Source organism: Kitasatospora sp. NPDC059646 (assembly GCF_042734615.1).
GTDB lineage: Bacteria > Actinomycetota > Actinomycetes > Streptomycetales > Streptomycetaceae > Kitasatospora.
Map to the genome: position 1 here is coordinate 56,148 of NZ_JBHWDS010000041.1, position 16,753 is coordinate 72,900.

The following is a 16,753-nucleotide window of genomic DNA, read 5'->3' on the forward strand; positions in this document are numbered from 1 at the left end:
CCGCCAGTCTAACGAGCAGGGGTGTTCCGGCCGGCGCTTTCCACATCGTGAGATGCGCATATCGAACTCTGATCACCGCGGACCGGCAGGTCTGCGGGGCCCGGCCGCCCGTCCCGAAGAATCGCCTCCGGCGCACCCCGCCCGCGACCGGAATCTTCGCCGCCGGCCCGCGGATGACTGATGCGTCACATCCCCCGCCCGGGCGCGCCTACAGGCCGAGCTCGGCCGCCATCAGGTCGCCCGCCTGCTGCTCCAGCTGCTCGTCCGTCAGCCCGTCGTCGTCGGTGTCCGCGCCGTCCGGCACCGCCCCCAGCGGCGAGTCCAGCCGCACGTGCGCGATCAGCGACTGCAGCGCCCGCAGCACCGCCGAACAGGTCGAGCCCCAGTTCGACAGGTACGAGAACTGCCACCACCACAGCGCCTCCGACACCCGGCCCTCGCGGTAGTGCGTCAGGCCGTGCCGCAACTCGCTGACCACGCCCGCCAGGTCGTCCGAGATCCGGAACGCGCTCGGCTTCTCCGGCGGGCCGTACGGGTCGAACACCTCGTGGTAGACGTCGATCGGCGCCAGCAGTTCGGCGAGGCGCTCGCGCAGCTCCACCCCGTCCGGTTCCGGGCCGGCGTCCGGCTCGAAGCGGTCCTCCGGCAGCACGTCCTCGATCGCGCCCAGCCGGCCGCCCGCCAGCAGCAGCTGCGACACCTCCAGGAGCAGCAGCGAGATCGCACTGCCCGGCTCGTCGCCCTTGGCGACCTCGGTGACGGCCAGCACGAAGCTCTCCACCGAGTCCGCGATCTGCACCGCGAAGTCGTCCGGGGCCTCGGTCCTGCCCAGCACCTGCGCCGGGTCGGACGGGTCGGTTCGGTCAGCGGTGTCGGTTCGGTCAGACATCGAGCAGTCGTCTCCCTTCGAACGCCCGGCCGAGGGTGACCTCGTCGGCGTACTCCAAGTCCCCGCCGACGGGCAGTCCGCTCGCCAGCCGGGTGACCTTGAGGCCCATCGGCTTGCACAGCCGGGCCAGATAGGTCGCGGTCGCCTCCCCCTCCAGATTGGGGTCGGTGGCCAGGATCAGCTCGGTGACCGTGCCGTCCGCGAGCCGGGTCATCAGCTCACGGATCCGCAGATCGTCCGGGCCGACCCCCTCGATCGGGCTGATCGCCCCGCCCAGCACGTGGTAGCGGCCGCGGAACTCACGCGTCCGCTCGATCGCCACCACGTCCTTGGGCTCCTCCACCACGCAGATCACCGCGAGGTCGCGACGCGGATCCAGGCAGACCCGGCACTGCTCGGACTCCGCGACGTTGCCGCAGACCACGCAGAACCGCACCTTCTCCTTCACCTGCTGCAGCGCGAACGCCAGCCGCCGGACGTCCACCGGATCGGCCTGCAGGATGTGGAAGGCGATCCGCTGGGCGCTCTTCGGACCGACTCCGGGCAGCCTGCCCAGTTCGTCGATCAGGTCCTGCACCACGCCCTCGTACACCGCCACGCCTTCCTTCGACCGGGGTTCGCACTCCGGTGCCATCATCCAACGAATCGGGCGCCGGACACACCGCCCGACGCCCCACTGGCTCATAAATCACACAACTCATTGCCAGCGGACGTTCAGCTGCCGCCGTGAGCTGCGCGGAGGCGCTGCCCGTTCGTCAAGCACGGCAGACGTCCCTCGGAGCCGCAGACAGTCCTCGGAGCCGCAGACAGTCCTCGGAGCCGCAGACGTCCCTCGGAACGGCAGACGGTCCTCAGAACGGCAGGCGCCCCTCGGAACGGCAGACGGTCCTCAGAACGGCAGGCCCGGGATGCCGCCGCCGCCCAGGCCCTGGGCCAGCGGGCCCATCCGCTCCGCCTGGAGCTTCTGCGCCGCCGCGTTGGCGTCGCGCACCGCGGCCAGCACCAGGTCCGCCAGGGTCTCGGTGTCCTCCGGGTCGACCGCGGCCGGAGAGATCTTCACCGACGTCAGCTCGCCGGCGCCCGTCACCGTCACCTCCACCAGCCCGCCGCCGGCGGTCCCGCGGACCTCGGTCTCGGCCAGCTCCTTCTGAGCCCGGCCGAGCTCCTCCTGCATCTTCTGCGCCTGCTTCAGCAACTGCTGCATGTTCGGCTGGCCACCAGGGAACACGGGTCTCTCCTCGATCCGTCGGCACTCACACGGCCGACGCGAAAGACCGCAGGGCACCCGCGCCGGCACCTGCCCCCGAGCCTACGCGGCCGCCCGTCGGCCCCACGTCAGTTCCGGGAGCCCGCCAGGAGCCTCCCGGGGGTCGGGTCAGCTCGGGCGGTGGTGGATCTCCTCCAGCACCGTCGCCCCGAGCTCCCGGATGATCAAGTCCCGGGCGGAGAACGTGTCCTCGTTCAGGTCCGGGTCGTCCTCCTCCGGGATGTCGTCCTCCGGCGCCACCGCGGGCGGAGCCTGCACCGGCGGCGCTGCGGGCGGCGCGACCGGCCGCGGCGCCTGCTGCTGCGGAGCCGGGGGCTGCGGCTGCTGCACCGGCTGGGGCGCCGGGGCGGGGGCGGGGGCGGACGGCTGTGGCGCGCGCGCCGGAGCGCCCCAACCGCCGCCCGGGGGCGCCACCGGCTGCGCGGCCGGGACCGGGGCCGGGGCCATCGGGGCCGCCGGAGCGGCGTACCCGGCGGACTGGGCGGACTGGGCGGACGGCGAGGACGTGCCACCGGACGGGTCGACGATGCACTCCACCCGCCAGTCCACGCCCAGTGCGTCCGTCAGCGCCTGCCGCAGCACCTCGTCGCTGTGGCTGCCGACGAAGCTGTCCCGGGCGCCCGCGTTCACGAACGACACCTGCAGGGTGCTGCCGTCGAAGCCCGCGACCTGGCCGTTCTGGCTGAGCAGGATCCAGGTGAACCGGCGGCGGTTCTTCACCGCCTCCAGGATCTGCGGCCACATCTGGCGGATCTGGCCCGCGCCCTGCTGCGCCGCCACCGAGGGCTGGCCGCCGGACGGCGCCTGCGGCACGGGCGCGGCCGGCGGCACCGGTGCGGCGACCGGCTGCGGGGCGTACTGCTGCGGAGCCGGGGCCTGCGGCTGCTGCACGGAGGGCGCGGCCGGCGGCTGGGACTGCTCCGCGGACGGGAAGCTGCGCGGGATCGGCCAGGCACCCGGGGCCGGGCCCGACGGTGCGGGCGCGGGGGCGGGAGCCGGGACGGGAGCGGCCGGCGGCGGTGCGACCGCCGGGGCCTGCTGCATGGGCGCCTGCTGGACGGGTGCCTGCTGGACGGGCATCGGCTGGGCGGGCGCGTCGGTCGGCGGCGCGGGCTGGAACGCCATCGGGGCGGCGAATCCGCCCGTGGCGGCGCGGCGCTCCAGCTTGTCCAGCCGGGCCTGCGTCGACAGCTCGTCGCCGTACGCGCCGGGCAGCATCACCCGGGCGCAGATCAACTCCAGCTGCAGGCGGGGGGCGGCGTTGCCGCGCATCTCGGTCAGGCCGGTGTTGACCAGGTCCGCGGCGCGGCTCAGCTCGGCGCGGCCGAAGCGGTCGGCCTGCGCCTGCATCACGGCGATCCGGTCGGCCGGGGCGTCGATCAGGCCCTTCTCGCCCGCGTCCGGGACTGTGGCGAGGATCACCAGGTCGCGCAGGCGCTCCAGCAGGTCCGTGACGAAGCGCCGCGGGTCGTGGCCGCCCTCGACGACCCGGTCGATCACCTGGAACACCGTCGCGCCGTCCTGCGCCGCGAAGGCGTCGACCACCTCGTCCAGCAGCGACGAGTCGGTGTACCCCAGCAGCGCGGTGGCCATCTGGTACGTCACCCCGGCGTCGGCGGCACCCGCGAGCAGCTGGTCCATCACCGACATCGAGTCACGCACCGAGCCCGCGCCGGCCCGCACGACCAGCGGGAACACCGCGTCCTCGACCTGGATGCCCTCGCGCCCGCACACCTGCGCCAGGTAGTCGCGCAGCGTTCCGGGCGGCACCAGCCGGAACGGGTAATGGTGCGTGCGGGACCGGATCGTCCCGATCACCTTCTCCGGCTCGGTGGTGGCGAAGATGAACTTCAGGTGCTCCGGCGGCTCCTCCACCACCTTGAGCAGCGCGTTGAAGCCGGCCGAGGTCACCATGTGCGCCTCGTCCAGGATGAAGATCTTGTAGCGGCTGTGCACCGGGGCGAAGAAAGCCCGCTCCCGCAGCTCACGCGCATCGTCCACGCCACCGTGCGAGGCGGCGTCGATCTCGATCACGTCGATCGAACCCGGCCCACCGGTCGCCAAGTCCCGGCACGACTGGCACTCGCCGCACGGCTCCGGGGTTGGCCCCTGCTCGCAGTTCAGGCAGCGGGCCAGGATGCGGGCACTGGTCGTCTTTCCGCAACCGCGCGGACCGCTGAACAGGTACGCGTGGTTGACGCGGTTGTTGCGCAGGGCCTGCTGGAGCGGGACGGTCACGTGCTCCTGCCCGATGACCTCCGCGAAGGTCTCGGGGCGGTAGCGGCGGTACAGGGCTAGGGACACGCCACCGACGATATCGGGACCAACGGACAAACGTGGCTTCCCCGGCCCACCGGACCACCGGACCGTCCCGGAAACGCAAGGACCCCTCGCGCACCCGCCAGAGCCCTCCTACCCTTGCTGCCTTCCGGCCCTGGGGGGGGTTCAGAGAGATGACGCCACACGAGGGGCTGCCCCAAGAGTAGCGGATCCCGGCCCCACACTCCCCCACCCACCCCGATCTCCGATCCGCAGGCCACCCCCGCCACCCACCTGCGAGACCGTGGTCGCAACCACCCCTCCACATGTACTAAGCTCTCCCACGGAGGATTCGCCTAGAGGCCTAGGGCGCACGCTTGGAAAGCGTGTTGGGGGCAACCCCTCACGAGTTCGAATCTCGTATCCTCCGCCTTGATCGAAGGCCCGGACCGCAGCAGCGGTCCGGGCCTTCGGCGTTTTCCCGGGAGGCGGGCCAGCCTGTCATATGGCGAGTATGGTGACCTGTATGGCATCCAAGAAGGTCACTGTCACGCTCCCCGAGGAGCTGCTGGACGAGATCCGCGCGGACAGTGCCGATCGCGGCCTCTCCGCCTACGTCGCCGATGCCCTCCGAGCCAAGCGCGACCGCGATCGCCTGCAGGAGTTGGTCGTGTGGCTGGAGGAAGAACACGGGCCGGTCAGCAGTGACGAACAGGCTGCCGCCTACGCGGAACTGGACGACCTGGACGCGGAGCACGACCGGCGTCGCACGGCCCGTGGGAAGAGCGGCGGGGCGGCCGCGTGAAGAAACGCGCCGAGGAAGTCCGGCGGCTGCGCATTTTCGTGCTGGACAGCGAAGCCCTGTCGCTCGCGGTGCGCGGCGACCGGATGATGATTGCCCGGCTCGACCTCGCCGCCCGCGGCGAGGCGGAGGTCGTCACCTCGCCGATGACCCTGGTCGAGGCATACGACGCGCGCACCACGGAGCAGCGCTGGGACTGGGTGCTGTCACGGGTGAACGTCGCCGAACTGGGCAAGGACGAGGCCCGGCAGGCACGTCGGCTGCTGGCGGACGCCGGCCTGCACGGGCACAAGTACGCGATCGACGCCGTGCTCGCAGTGGTGGCACTGCGGCAGCGCGGCCAGGTGACGGTCTTCACCTCCGACCCGGAGGACCTGGAGAGGCTGCTGCCGAACCACATCGTGGTGATGAAGGTCTGACCGGCCGCTTCGGCGAGTTCGGTACTGAACTCGCACTGGGCAACGACTGCACCGTCGAGGCCCTCGAACCTTCTCAACCAGATGCGGCCCGCAGCAGGACGGGGGCATCGCCCTGTCACGAGCCGAGCGCGAGCAAGGTGGCCCAACTCTCTCGAAGCCGATCCGCACCTCGTCCGGCAGGTGACGCGACTGAGCCGCTCGACCATGGAAGATCTCGATCGAGCCGGAAGCACTCCGGCCGGCGGCGCTCTACCTGATCCGCCGCATCTCCATCGGCGGTCCGTCACTCCCCCTCGACGAACGGGTTCGAATCATCTGGCGCATCCCGGACCCCGACGGTGCGGCCGCCGAGCATGACTGAATCCAGCTTCACTACCGCAACAGCGGCTCGGCCCTCGGCGCATCCCCTGGCCCGCCCAATGGATGTACGTTATTCTGTACGCCATGAAGACGATGAGTGCCACCGAGCTCCGCGGCAACCTTGCCGCCGCGCTGGACGCCGTCGAGCGTGATGCTGAAGAGCTCGTCATCACACGCGCCGGCCACGAGCCGCTGGTCGTCGTCTCGCTGGCCGAGTACGCCTCGCTCCGCGAGACCGACTACCTGCTGCGGTCCCCGGCCAACGCCGACCACCTTCGCCGTTCCCTGCAGGAATACCGGGAGGGCCGCGCGGTGGCCCGCGACCTGATCGACCCCGACGACCTCACCGAGCAGAGCGCGTGAAGGTCCAGTTCACCGAGCGCGGCTGGAGCGACTACCTTTCTTGGCAGGCCGACGATCGCCGTCTCCTCAAGCGCGTCAATCTACTGATCGACGACATCCGCCGAAACGGCAACGAGGGCATCGGCAAACCCGAACCCTTGCGGCACGAGCTGGCCGGGGCCTGGTCCCGCCGGATCGACCAGGAGCACCGCCTGGTCTACATCCTTGACGAGCAGGCCGACACCCTGTGCGTCATCGCATGCCGGTACCACTACGGCAAGTAGAGGCTGAGGCCGCCGGATCGACGCGCGCTGGTCCAGGACAGGTGCGAACCCCGGCGGACGGGGTTCGGGAGATGTGGAAAGCATCTTGGGGGCAACCCCTCCCCTCACGAGTTCGAATCTCGCATCCTCCTCCTTGATCGAAGGCCCGGACCGCTCGACGGTCCGGGCCTTTGCCGCCCCTTGGGGCTGGACGCCGGGGCGCTCCGCATGGAGCTGGTCATGCCGGGGAAGGCTCAGCCGTCCCCCAGCCGTCGAGCGGGTGATCGTGCGCCTCCGACGAAGACGTGACCGCGGATCCAACCGCCCCCGGTGTCATCCCGACTGCGGCAGCGGGCGGGCCTGTGATGCGTTCCTGGCGTGGTCCGAAGTCGACCCGTGCCGCAGTGTCGCCCTCGACGCCGATGGCCCGGCCGAGGCCGTGGGTGTCGTGGGCGTCGTGGGTGACGGGGTCGCCGAGGGGGAAGTGCTTGCGCGGCGCTTCGGCCCTGGCTTTGAAGGGGCTGGCGGGCAGGCGCCGGCGGACTGCTTCAGATTTTCTCACCCGCGCGGGTATGCGCCGCGGAGCGCAGGGACGACGGCTTCCGACAGCCTGAATTCTGGATGCCCGAAATGCCGGATGTGCTGAACGGCACTTCTTCGGAGGCGTGAGCCCGGACCGCCTCCACAGGTCGGCCCCCGCACGGCGCCTTGATCATTCGCGTCAACTACCCTGACGGATAAGCTTGTTGGCGTAGGGGATGGATCCGGTCGGCAGCGCCGGAGGCAACCGCCCCTGACATCGTGGACGAAATGTCCCACCGCAGCGGGCATGGGGCTGCTACAGTCGAAGGAGTTGCAGTAGTGGTTCCCATGAACTTTGTGTGCGCCTGCTGATGTATCGCAGGCGCATTTCTGTTTTCCGGATCTTTCCGGGCGGGCGCTCATCGCGGTGACTCGACGCTCGTATCGTGCGAGTGTCGGAAAGTCCCTTGAAGGAGATTTCTTACATGGCTAATGGCACCGTGAAGTGGTTCAACGCGGAAAAGGGCTTCGGCTTCATCGAGCAGGAGGGTGGCGGCCCGGACGTGTTCGCCCACTACTCGAACATCAACGCCAGCGGCTTCCGCGAGCTGCTTGAGGGCCAGAAGGTCGAGTTCGACGTCACGCAGGGCCAGAAGGGCCCGCAGGCCGAGAACATTCGCCCGCTGTAGTTCCCGCCGCGGCAACCGCTTGGCAGCGAGGGGCCCGCACCGCGCACATGATGCCCGGTGCGGGCCCCTCGGCTTTGCCCCGTGCCGCGCCCCGGGCTGCTCCGGCCCAGGCCCGTCCGGTCCGGACGCCCCGTTCGAACAGACAGCCCAGTGTTCGGATCGGCATCGCGCCCTCGCGGTCCACGGTTCGGGGCTCACCGCTTTCGCTCTCCGGGTGAGGGCCGACCGTACGCCACCTGCCGCCCCGAGGAGGGCCCGCATGAACCGTTCCAGCCGGCCTCCACGCCGACACACCGGCCCCCGGCCCGCATCGGGCAGCAGCGCGGGGTACGCCTCGCAGCAGGAGTTCGCGGTGCCGACGAGCGCGGTGCCGGCTCTGCCCCCCGCCGGGTCCTTCGACGAGTTGGACCTGCCGAAGGAACTGCTGACGATCCTGGCGCGGAGGGGCGTCACCACGCCCTTCCCCGTCCAGGCCGCGACGCTGCCGAATTCGCTGGCCGGCCGCGACGTGCTCGGGCGGGGCCGCACCGGCTCCGGCAAGACGCTCGCGTTCGGGCTGGCCGCGCTGACCCGGATCGCCGGACAGCAGGCCGAACCGCGGCGCCCGCTCGCGCTGGTCCTGGTCCCCACCCGGGAGCTCGCGCAGCAGGTCACCGAAGCCCTCACTCCGTACGCCCAGGCGTTGCGACTGCGGACGGCCACCGTGGTCGGCGGGGTGCCGGTCCGCCGCCAGGCGCAGGTGCTGAACCGCGGCGCGGAGATCGTGGTGGCCACGCCCGGCCGGCTCGGTGACCTGATCGAGCGCAGGCTCTGCCGACTGGACCGGGTCGGCGTCACCGTCCTCGACGAGGCCGACCAGATGACCGACATGGGTTTCCTGCCGGAGGTCACCGCGCTCCTCGAACAGGTTGCCGAAGGCGGCCAGACCATGTTGTTCTCCGCCACCTTGGACCACAACGTCGACAGCCTGGTGCGACGCTTCCTGACGGACCCGGTCACGCACTCGGTGGATCCCTCCGCAGGGTCGGTCGGCACCATGGAGCACCACGTGCTGCACGTACAGAACTCCGACAAGAACGCCACGATCGCCCACATCGCCTCCCGCGACGGCAAGGTGATCATGTTCATCGACACCAAGCAGGACGCGGACCGCCTGGTCGAGAGGCTCCTGGCGAACGGCGCGAGAGCCGCGGCCCTGCACGGGGGCAAGTCCCAGCCGCAGCGCACCCGCACCCTGGAGCAGTTCCGCGCCGGGCAGGTGGCCGCGCTCGTCGCGACCGACGTCGCCGCCCGGGGCATCCACGTCGACGGTCTCGACCTGGTCGTCAACCTGGACCCGCCCGCCGACCACAAGGACTACCTGCACCGCGGCGGACGCACCGCCCGGGCCGGCGCCTCCGGCACCGTCGTCACCCTGGTCCTCCCCGGTCAGCGCCGCGGAACGGCCCGGATGATGACCGCAGCCGGCATCACCCCCATCACCACCGTTGTCCGGGCCGGTGACGGTGAGCTCACCCGGATCACCGGTGCCCGCGTCCCCACCGGCGTACCTGTCACGGTCCCGGACCCCGTCGTCGAGCGGCCCCGCCACCATCGGTCCACCGGCCGGAACCGCTACGGCCGCCGCCCTGCCTCCGCCACCCGCCCCCGGCCGACCGCCGACGGCTCGGGCGGTACCGCGCCCTGATCCCGCGACGGACCGGCCCCGGCGTCCGCGGCCGGCGTCGGGAACCCCGCCGCGTCCCGCGCAATCGCTCCACCGCGGGTCAGGACGGGCGCGGACCCGCCTCGGCCGACCCCGGCGGATCGCAGTTGTGCCTGCCTTCCCCTACGTCCGGCGTCGCGCTCCGCCGCTGTCGGCCGGCGCGGACAGAAGGCCCCGGCCGGGCAGCGGTCGGGGCGTTCTCGGTGGTTCGGGCTCAGCTGGCGGTGGCGGGCTCGGGTTCGCTCACGGCCCGCAGCGTTCGTGCCCGCTTGGCCGCGGGGATGGTGAAGGCTGCTGCGGCGGCGAGCAGTGCGGTGGCGGTCAGGAACCAGAAGGTGTCGGTGTAGCCGGTGTCGCGGGGGAACGGGTGGGTGGCCGTGATGCCGGTGGAGAGGATGCTGGCTGCCACCGCGCCGCCGATCGCGCCGCCGATGGTGCGGATGTTGGCGTTCATGCCGCTGGCCGCGCCGGTCTGGGACGGCGGGACGGCCTCGACGACGAGGGCGGACATGGCGGAGAAGGCCAGGCCCAGGCCGGCGCCGACCAGGGCGGAGGCGGTGTAGATCTGCCAGGACCGGTCGTGTCCGACGGCGAGCAGGACGAACGGCGTGACGGTAATGACGCTGCCGCCGATCAGGACGCGCTTGGAGCCGAAGCGCGCGGCCAGCGGTGCGGCCAGGACGCCGAGGACGAAGATGCCCGCCGTCATCGGCAGCATGTAGAAGCCGGAGCCGGTCACGCTCGCACTGAAGCCGTAGCCCGCGAACTCCCCCGGCGTCTGGACGAGTTGAGGGAGGAACGTCATCGCGGTGTACATTCCGACGCCGAGCAGCAGCGCGACCAGGTTGGTGGTCCACACGGCCGGGATGCGCATCATCCGCATGTCGATGAGCGGCGAGTCGGAGTTCAGTTCGACGCGGATCCAGTAGCCGGCCAGGACGATGGCGGCCGTGAACAGGCCGAGGATGCGCTCGGAGGTCCAGCCCCAGCTCTCCCCCTCGCTGACCGCGAGGAGCAGGGCGACCAGCCAGGCGGACAGCAGGGCCGCGGCGCCCCAGTTGATGCGGCCCGGCGTGCGGACGGGGGACTCCGGGACGAACAGGTGGGTGGCGACGGTGGCGAGGGCGGTCAGGGCCATCGGAAGCCAGAACAGCCAGTGGTAGTCGAAGTGTTCGACGATCGGCCCGGCCACGATCAGCCCGAGCCCGGCCCCGACCGCGGTGAGCGCCGCGGCGGCGCCGACCGCTCCGCGCACCTTGGTCGGGGGGAACTCGTCGCGGATGATGCCGAACGCGAGCGGGACGACCGCGCCGCCGAAGCCCTGGATGACGCGGGCGACGATCATCAGGCCGATCGAATGGGAAGCGCCGGCCAGCGCCGATCCGGCGGTCAGTGCGGTGAGGGTGACGGCCAGCATCCGCTCCTTGCCGATCTTGTCGCCGATCCGGCCGAGGATCGGGGTGGCGACGGAGGCGGACAGCAGGTTGGCGGTCATCAGCCAGGTCACGGTGGACTGGTCGGTGTGCAGGTGCTCCATCAGGGTCGGCAGGACCGGGACCACCAGGGACTGCAGGAGCGAGTACGCGACGATGCCGAGGAGCAGGACGGCGAACGTCACGTTGTGGTGCGGACGGCGGGATGTGCGGGGCATGGGCGGGGACTCCATGGGGAGGGTCGGGAGTGGAGACTCGGGCGGGCGGGACGGGCCGGCCCTGCGGGACGGGGGACCGCCAGGGAGCCGGCGGTCGGGGCCGGGATCGACCGCCATGGAGGACGCTCCTGGCCGTCGATTCATCGGTCCAATGAGGAGAGCCCCTTTTGTTCACGCCTCTCCAGCGCGTGTCACCCTGCTAGTCAACGGCCGCAGCAGGCCCGCGGTCCAACACTCTCCATCGACCACGTGACAGTCTCAGGCTGTTACCGTGGGAGCGTGGACCTCGACCTGCGCCAGGTGCGCTACGCCGTCGCCCTCGCCGACGAACTCCACTTCGGCCGGGCCGCGAGCAGGCTCGCCATCGCCCAGCAGACGCTCTCCGCCCAGATCAGGACCCTGGAGAAGCGCCTCGGCGTCCCGTTGTTCACCCGCGACCGCCGCCACGTCGCCCTCACCCCGTCCGGCGAGACCTTCGTACGGCACGGGCGACGCCTCCTCAGCGACGCCGAACGGCTGGTCGACGAGGTCTCCCAGACCCGCGCGCCCCTGCGCATCGACGTCGTCACCGAAGGCCTGCCCTCCACGCTCCTGATCCACCACCTGCGCACCCAGGCCCCCGACCTGCCGTTCGAGGTGGTCCAGAGCCACGGCCTGGCCGCAGCCGTGCCCCGGCTGCTCAGCGGCGGCCTCGACCTGGCCTTCGGCCGCCCGCACGGCCTCGGCCGCCCCCTCGGAGCGACCCTCGCCACCATGCCCGTGGGCCTGGAACCCATCGGCGTCGTCGTCCCCGCCGACCACCCCCTCGCGGCCTTGGACGAAGTCCCCCTCGCCGCCCTCGCCGAACACCCCCTCCTGGTCCACACCGCCGACGAGTCCGCCGAGTGGCGCGACTGGGTCGGCCAAGCCGTCGAGGCGTTCGGCCTGACCGTGGCGACCCGGGTGCGCGGGCACGGCCGCACCTCCGCGCTGGCCGCCGTCCAGGCACTGCGCCGGCCGGCCTTCGGCCTGGCCGCGGTCCACCTCCCCGAGGGCCTCACCGCCCGGCCGCTGACGGATCCCGTCCCGCTCTACTCCTGGCACGCCGTCTGGAACAGCTCCACCACGAACCGCGCCGTCAACCAGGCCCTGGAACTCACCCACGCGTACGCCCGGACCCACCGCTGGCACCGCCCCCCGGCCACCGACTGGTGGCTGCCGCAGCCGGACCGCGACGCACTGCGCTCCACGGGCTGAACGGCAGTCCCCCGCCACCGCCGGGAGACCCGCGCGACCCCACGATGCCTCCTGTCCGGAGGGCAGTTCGACGTCGCCTCGCGTGCCGGAGACCCGCATCCCGGACGGGCCGCATAGCGTGGTTCCACTCCAACCCGGCGCACGGCCGTGCGCACGACGTCCGGAGGGGCACACGGCACGGGTCAACCGCCACACCGTCGTCCGGTCGGTGACGTTCTGGCTCCGACCGGCGTTCGCGCTGCGCGTCTACAACCGGTTCCAGCGGCTGATCGGGTTCGACCGCTCGATGGCCCTGGCGTCGGCCGCTCTGACAGCGCTGATCCCGCTGGCCCTGCTGTGCGGCGATCTGGCGGCCCACTTCGGGGGCAAGGACATCGCCGAACGCATCGTCGACCGTTACGGCCTCACCGGCGAGGGCGCCGAGGCGGTGCGGCGGCTCCTTCCCGAGTCGAGCGGGTGGAGCAGCCTGGGGTTGTTCGGCGGCGTCTTCCTCCTGATCTCGGTCCTGAGCTTCGCGCGCGCCGCACAGCGGCTCTTCGAGCAGGGATGGGACCTGCCGCCGCTGAGCGTCCGCAACACCGTCAACGGGCTCAAGTGGATCCTGCTGCTCGCCGCGTACGTCGCGCTGAGCGGCCTCGCCCACGCGACGCTCAGCCGCCGTCCGCTCGGACTGGGGGCGGCTCTGGTCGAGGCGCCCCTGACCTTCGCCTTCCTCCTGTGGGGCGGCCGCCTGCTGTCCGCCGGCCGGATCCCCCGGCGCGACCTGATGTCGTTCGCCGCCATCTGCGCCCTCGCGCTGACCGGCTACTCGGTGGCCATGACCGTCTACCTGCCCCGCCTGTTCGACTCCTACGCGAACCGCTACGGCGCGGTCGGGGCGGTCTTCGCGATGCTCTCCGCCCTCTTCGGGGCCATGCTCGTGATCGTCGCCTCGGCCGCGATCGGCAACGAAGTGCACACCGAGATCGCCCGGATCGGCCGCGGCGAACGCCCGCCGGACAACGAGGTGCGCGACCAGTGGGCCACCGTCCTCCACCAGGCCCGGTCGCGCTGGCAGACGACCCGGGGAAAGCCCGCCTTCCTCCGGCGGAACCGGAAGCCCTGATCGCCCGGCCCATTCAGGACTCCGCCGTCCCTCACCGGCCCGTCGGAGCAGGCCACCGTTCCTGGGGCTCACGCCCCGTCGGCGGCCAGGCGGTGGGACAGGATGCGGGCGCGTTCGGTCTGGACTGCTGCGGCTTTGGCGGCGGCGTAGCGGAGGAGGCCGAAGGGGGCGTGGAGGTGCAGGTGGTCGAGGACCAGGGAGGTGCCGGGGGCTCGGGTGGTGATGGTGAAGCGGTAGTCCATCCGTACGGCGCCGGGGCTGACCACTCGGCCGCTGACGCGCGCCTCGGTCGGCAGGCGGGTGTCGTCGGTGTGCAGGCTGACCTGGATGACGTTGTCGTGCTGGAGCAGCCCGAGGAATCGGAAGCGTTCGACGGCGACGTAGTGGGTGACGCCGTCCTCGCGCCGTACGTCGCGCACGTCCACGAGGAGCGGGGAGAGTCCGATGTAGTTCGCGGGTTCTGCCAGGTGGGCGAGCACGGTGGCGGGCGATGCGGCGATGTCGTAGCTGTGGCGCAGTTCGGTGCTGGGCACGTCCGACCCCCTGTCAGGTGCCGGGGCCGGCCGCCCCGGTCGGCCGGGAGCCTATCGCCGGGCGGTCGTCGGCAGGGGCTGCGGCGGAAGATCGGGCGCGGGTTCGGCGGCGAAGTCGTGGAGGAGGGGGCCGGCGGTGGCGGGGGCCTCGAAGTCGGGGATGGGGCGTTCCCTCAGGTGGGCGCTGGTGGCCTCGTCGGTGGTGGTGAGGCTGCGGTCGGTCATGCCGCGGATGTCGGCGACGACCTGGGCGGGGATCTGCACCTTGCGGGTGAAGGCGGTGCTCGGTGCGCTGCGGACGGTGCCGTCGGCGCGCAGCCGCCAGGTGAGTTCGCCCAGCACCGGCGCGGTCAGCGGGTTCCCGACGAGACTGTCGCCGGTGTGGGCGTCGAGTCGGGGGCCGGTGTCGACCAGGGCGATCGCGGTGACGAGGTCGCGGCGCTGTCCGGCGAGCGAGGTGGCGACCGCGCCGCCGGTGGAGTGCCCGGCGACGGTTGCGCGGTGGGTGCCGAGCCGGTCGAGGGCCGTTCCGATGCGGCGTGCCTGGTCGGCGATGCCCCAGCCGTCGGCGGGTGGGGCGGATCGGCCGTGGCCGAGCAGGTCCACTCGCACCACGCGCAGGTCGTGCAGGGCGGGAAGTACCGGCTCCCACCGTGCTGTTGAGCCGCCGGGGCCGTGGATGGGCACGACGGTGGGCGCGTCGGGCGGCCCGTCCTGCGCGAGGTGGAGGTCTCCGCCGGGGAGGCGGACGAGCTGGTCGCCGGAGGCGTCGGCGGTCCGTGCGAGCCACCGTCGTCGCCGCGGCCGCGGGGTTCGCGACGCGGTGTCCGGATGGTTGTGGGTGTGTCGGTCGTGCGGGGCGGTCGTCTCGTCCCCGGATGGGTGGGGTGACCTCGCTGTCGCGCCGGCCACCGCGGGCCGTCTTGGGGAAGTGTCCTGCCGCGCGGTGCGTGCGGTGTCAGTCGGACGGGCTCCAGGTGGCCATCTGCTCGCGGAAGGTCGGGCAGGTGACGATGTCCGTCCGGCTGCACTGGAGGGCGTGGGTCAGGAGTTGGTGGGCGTGTTCGAGGTCGATCATGCGCTGTTCGATCTCGGTGACCTTGGCACGGATCATGGCGTGCCTGCGCGGCTGGTCCTGCTGGAACTCCCGGACTTCGGCCAGGCTCAGTCCGGCTTGCTGGAACTTGCGCAGCAGGACGATCCGTTCCGCCGCCTGCGGGGGATAGCGCCGCTGGCCGCCCTGGCGTTCGGGCGCGGGCAGCAGGCCGTGGCGTTCCCAGAACCGGATGGCCGAGGCGGGAACGCCGGTCTTCTCGGCGAGCTGACCGATCGTCATGAGCATGGTTCTCCGCTCCTCCTCCTGTCGCCGCGCCGGACCGGCGCTTGACTTGAACCTTAGTTCAAGTCGCAGAGTGGCGGACACGTGCAGCGGCGGCGAACGGGCTGCTGCTGATGGGGAGTTGGAGATGACGCAATGACCGAGACGTCCGAGGCGGAGAGCCGGGCCCAGCAACTCGTCGAGGCTGCCCGGCAGCTCTTCGTGGCCGGGGTGATGTCGCACTCCGGGCACGCCAATCTGAGTGTCCGGCTCGATGCCGACCGCTTTCTGTTGACCCCGGGGTTCGTCCGCGGCCTGGAGGCCCACCAGTTGGCGACCGTCGGTCTGGACGGGCAGGTCCTGGAGGGGGAGCTGCGGTCCGTCAGTGCCGAGATCATCACCATGCACAGCGTGGTGTACCGCGCTCGTCCGCAGGTGGGCGCGATCATTCACACCCACTCGCCGGCCGCGACCGCCTTCGCGGTGGCGCACCGGCCGTTGCCGTGCCGGACCGAGCCGATGCTCCGCTTCGGGCAGCCCGAGGAGGTCCCGGTGGTGCCCTGGGGGCCGCGCGGGTCGGACGTGTCGGTCCGGGGCATCGCCGACGTCCTGGAGCGGCGCCCGACGACGGCCGCGGTTCTGCTGGCCAACCACGGGCTGCTGGTGTTCGGCCCGGACGCGGCGGCGACCGCGCACCTCGTGGTGGCGATCGAGGAGAGCGCCGAGGCCGAGATCGCGGCTGCGGCGATCGGCGGGGCCGTGGACTTCCCCGCCGGCGCCCTGGAGGCCGTCCGGGAGTCGATCGCGCGGGTGGCGTCATGACGGACCGCACCGCGACCGACCGCACCGTCACCGACCCCGCCGTCACCCACCGCACCGTGACCGACCCCGCAGCGCGCACCTCCGCCGACCCCGAAGGCGCCGCCGGTCGTTCGGAAGCCCTGCGGGAGCGCTACCGTGCGACGATCGGAGCCGTCCCTCCCGCGGTGGAGGAGCGGCTGCGGGTGGCCCGGGCCTTCGGCCGGCTCTCCACCGAGGAGGCGTTCACGGCCCTGCGGCACATCGTGCTGGCCGAGAGCCCGCTCGGGGGCCGGGTGCAACAGCTGGTCCACTTCGGGCAGTTGCTGGCGCTCGGCCGGGCGGAACCGGCTCGGATCCACGCCCGGGGGGCACTCCACGCGGGCGCCGGGATCGCCGACCTGATCGGTGTCGCGGAGACCGCGCTCATCACCTCGGGCACGCCGTCGTACGCGCTCGGCATCGAGATCGTCGTCGAACTGCTGGCGGAGGACGGCGGCCGGGCCGGCGGGCCGGCCCGGCCCCCCCCCCGGGGGGGTGGGGGCGCGCCGGGGGGGCGCCCCCCGGGCGCAGGGGGGGTTGGTATAAAAAAAAA

Annotated in this window: 18 protein-coding genes, 1 tRNA gene and 1 other RNA gene; 11 read left to right on the forward strand and 9 right to left on the reverse strand. The window is 72.0% G+C overall.

Annotation, left to right across the window (positions count from 1 at the left end):
- Positions 1-208 precede the first annotated feature (208 nt).
- The 5 genes from ACFV1L_RS25760 to ffs all read right to left on the reverse strand — a co-directional run bounded on the left by ACFV1L_RS25760 (position 209) and on the right by ffs (position 4,629).
- Positions 209-889 (reverse strand): DUF5063 domain-containing protein, encoded by a 681-nt coding sequence (locus ACFV1L_RS25760; protein WP_380369804.1) that lies wholly within the window; start codon positions 887-889, stop codon positions 209-211.
- A complete protein-coding gene (recR, locus tag ACFV1L_RS25765; protein ID WP_035872435.1) occupies positions 882-1,481 on the reverse strand; it encodes a recombination mediator RecR in 600 nt (199 codons plus the stop codon). The genes ACFV1L_RS25760 and recR overlap by 8 nt, the downstream gene beginning before the upstream one ends.
- Positions 1,482-1,778: 297 nt before the next feature.
- On the reverse strand, positions 1,779-2,093 hold the full coding sequence (locus ACFV1L_RS25770) for a YbaB/EbfC family nucleoid-associated protein (protein ID WP_380369849.1): 315 nt from the start codon (positions 2,091-2,093) through the stop codon (positions 1,779-1,781).
- A gap of 171 nt (positions 2,094-2,264) precedes the next feature.
- On the reverse strand, positions 2,265-4,460 hold the full coding sequence (locus ACFV1L_RS25775) for a DNA polymerase III subunit gamma and tau (RefSeq protein ID WP_380369806.1): 2,196 nt from the start codon (positions 4,458-4,460) through the stop codon (positions 2,265-2,267).
- Between the two features lie 77 nt (positions 4,461-4,537).
- Positions 4,538-4,629, reverse strand: an RNA gene (gene ffs / locus ACFV1L_RS25780) — signal recognition particle sRNA small type.
- Between the two features lie 131 nt (positions 4,630-4,760).
- Here ffs and ACFV1L_RS25785 point away from each other — a divergent pair.
- From ACFV1L_RS25785 to ACFV1L_RS25815, 7 genes are all read left to right on the forward strand, one after another.
- Positions 4,761-4,845: transfer RNA gene (locus ACFV1L_RS25785), tRNA-Ser, on the forward strand.
- A 96-nt stretch (positions 4,846-4,941) separates the two neighbouring features.
- A complete protein-coding gene (locus ACFV1L_RS25790) occupies positions 4,942-5,220 on the forward strand; it encodes a CopG family transcriptional regulator (RefSeq protein ID WP_380369809.1) in 279 nt (92 codons plus the stop codon).
- Positions 5,217-5,636, forward strand: a complete 420-nt coding sequence (locus ACFV1L_RS25795) for a PIN domain-containing protein (RefSeq protein ID WP_380369810.1) — start codon at positions 5,217-5,219, stop codon at positions 5,634-5,636. Before ACFV1L_RS25790 ends, ACFV1L_RS25795 begins: the two co-directional genes overlap by 4 nt.
- A 444-nt stretch (positions 5,637-6,080) precedes the next feature.
- A complete protein-coding gene (locus ACFV1L_RS25800; protein ID WP_380369813.1) occupies positions 6,081-6,359 on the forward strand; it encodes a type II toxin-antitoxin system Phd/YefM family antitoxin in 279 nt (92 codons plus the stop codon).
- The gene (locus ACFV1L_RS25805; RefSeq protein ID WP_380369816.1) at positions 6,356-6,622 is read left to right on the forward strand and encodes a Txe/YoeB family addiction module toxin; all 267 of its coding nucleotides are present in this window, start codon (positions 6,356-6,358) and stop codon (positions 6,620-6,622) included. Before ACFV1L_RS25800 ends, ACFV1L_RS25805 begins: the two co-directional genes overlap by 4 nt.
- Positions 6,623-7,608: 986 nt before the next feature.
- Positions 7,609-7,812, forward strand: a complete 204-nt coding sequence (locus tag ACFV1L_RS25810) for a cold-shock protein (protein WP_030916923.1) — start codon at positions 7,609-7,611, stop codon at positions 7,810-7,812.
- A 259-nt stretch (positions 7,813-8,071) separates the two neighbouring features.
- Positions 8,072-9,499, forward strand: coding sequence for a DEAD/DEAH box helicase (locus ACFV1L_RS25815; protein ID WP_380369819.1), 1,428 nt, complete (start codon positions 8,072-8,074; stop codon positions 9,497-9,499).
- Positions 9,500-9,731: 232 nt separating this feature from the next.
- On the opposite strand, the gene ACFV1L_RS25820 is transcribed toward ACFV1L_RS25815, so the two are convergent.
- Complete coding sequence (locus ACFV1L_RS25820; RefSeq protein WP_380369821.1) at positions 9,732-11,168, reverse strand: MFS transporter; 1,437 nt, start codon at positions 11,166-11,168, stop codon at positions 9,732-9,734.
- A 279-nt stretch (positions 11,169-11,447) separates the two neighbouring features.
- On the opposite strand from ACFV1L_RS25820, the gene ACFV1L_RS25825 reads away from it, so the two are divergent.
- Together ACFV1L_RS25825 and ACFV1L_RS25830 are read left to right on the forward strand one after the other, a co-directional pair.
- Positions 11,448-12,404: a LysR family transcriptional regulator gene (locus tag ACFV1L_RS25825; protein ID WP_380369823.1), complete on the forward strand. Its 957-nt coding sequence runs from the start codon at positions 11,448-11,450 to the stop codon at positions 12,402-12,404.
- A 208-nt stretch (positions 12,405-12,612) separates the two neighbouring features.
- Complete coding sequence (locus ACFV1L_RS25830; RefSeq protein ID WP_380369826.1) at positions 12,613-13,509, forward strand: YhjD/YihY/BrkB family envelope integrity protein; 897 nt, start codon at positions 12,613-12,615, stop codon at positions 13,507-13,509.
- 68 nt (positions 13,510-13,577) lie between these two features.
- On the opposite strand, the gene ACFV1L_RS25835 is transcribed toward ACFV1L_RS25830, so the two are convergent.
- From ACFV1L_RS25835 to ACFV1L_RS25845, 3 genes are read right to left on the reverse strand one after another with little or no spacing between them, the layout of a single operon-like run.
- Positions 13,578-14,042, reverse strand: a complete 465-nt coding sequence (locus ACFV1L_RS25835; RefSeq protein ID WP_380369829.1) for an SRPBCC family protein — start codon at positions 14,040-14,042, stop codon at positions 13,578-13,580.
- 51 nt (positions 14,043-14,093) lie between these two features.
- Positions 14,094-14,954 (reverse strand): alpha/beta fold hydrolase, encoded by an 861-nt coding sequence (locus ACFV1L_RS25840; protein WP_380369831.1) that lies wholly within the window; start codon positions 14,952-14,954, stop codon positions 14,094-14,096.
- 46 nt (positions 14,955-15,000) lie between these two features.
- Positions 15,001-15,384: a MerR family transcriptional regulator gene (locus ACFV1L_RS25845; protein ID WP_380369833.1), complete on the reverse strand. Its 384-nt coding sequence runs from the start codon at positions 15,382-15,384 to the stop codon at positions 15,001-15,003.
- A gap of 132 nt (positions 15,385-15,516) precedes the next feature.
- On the opposite strand from ACFV1L_RS25845, the gene ACFV1L_RS25850 reads away from it, so the two are divergent.
- Positions 15,517-16,182 carry a class II aldolase/adducin family protein gene (locus tag ACFV1L_RS25850; RefSeq protein WP_380369836.1) on the forward strand — a complete coding sequence of 222 codons (666 nt, stop codon included), beginning with the start codon at positions 15,517-15,519 and terminating at the stop codon, positions 16,180-16,182.
- On the forward strand, positions 16,179-16,753 hold a 575-nt coding region (locus ACFV1L_RS25855; RefSeq protein ID WP_380369839.1), incomplete at its 3' end, for a carboxymuconolactone decarboxylase family protein. The genes ACFV1L_RS25850 and ACFV1L_RS25855, both read left to right, overlap by 4 nt.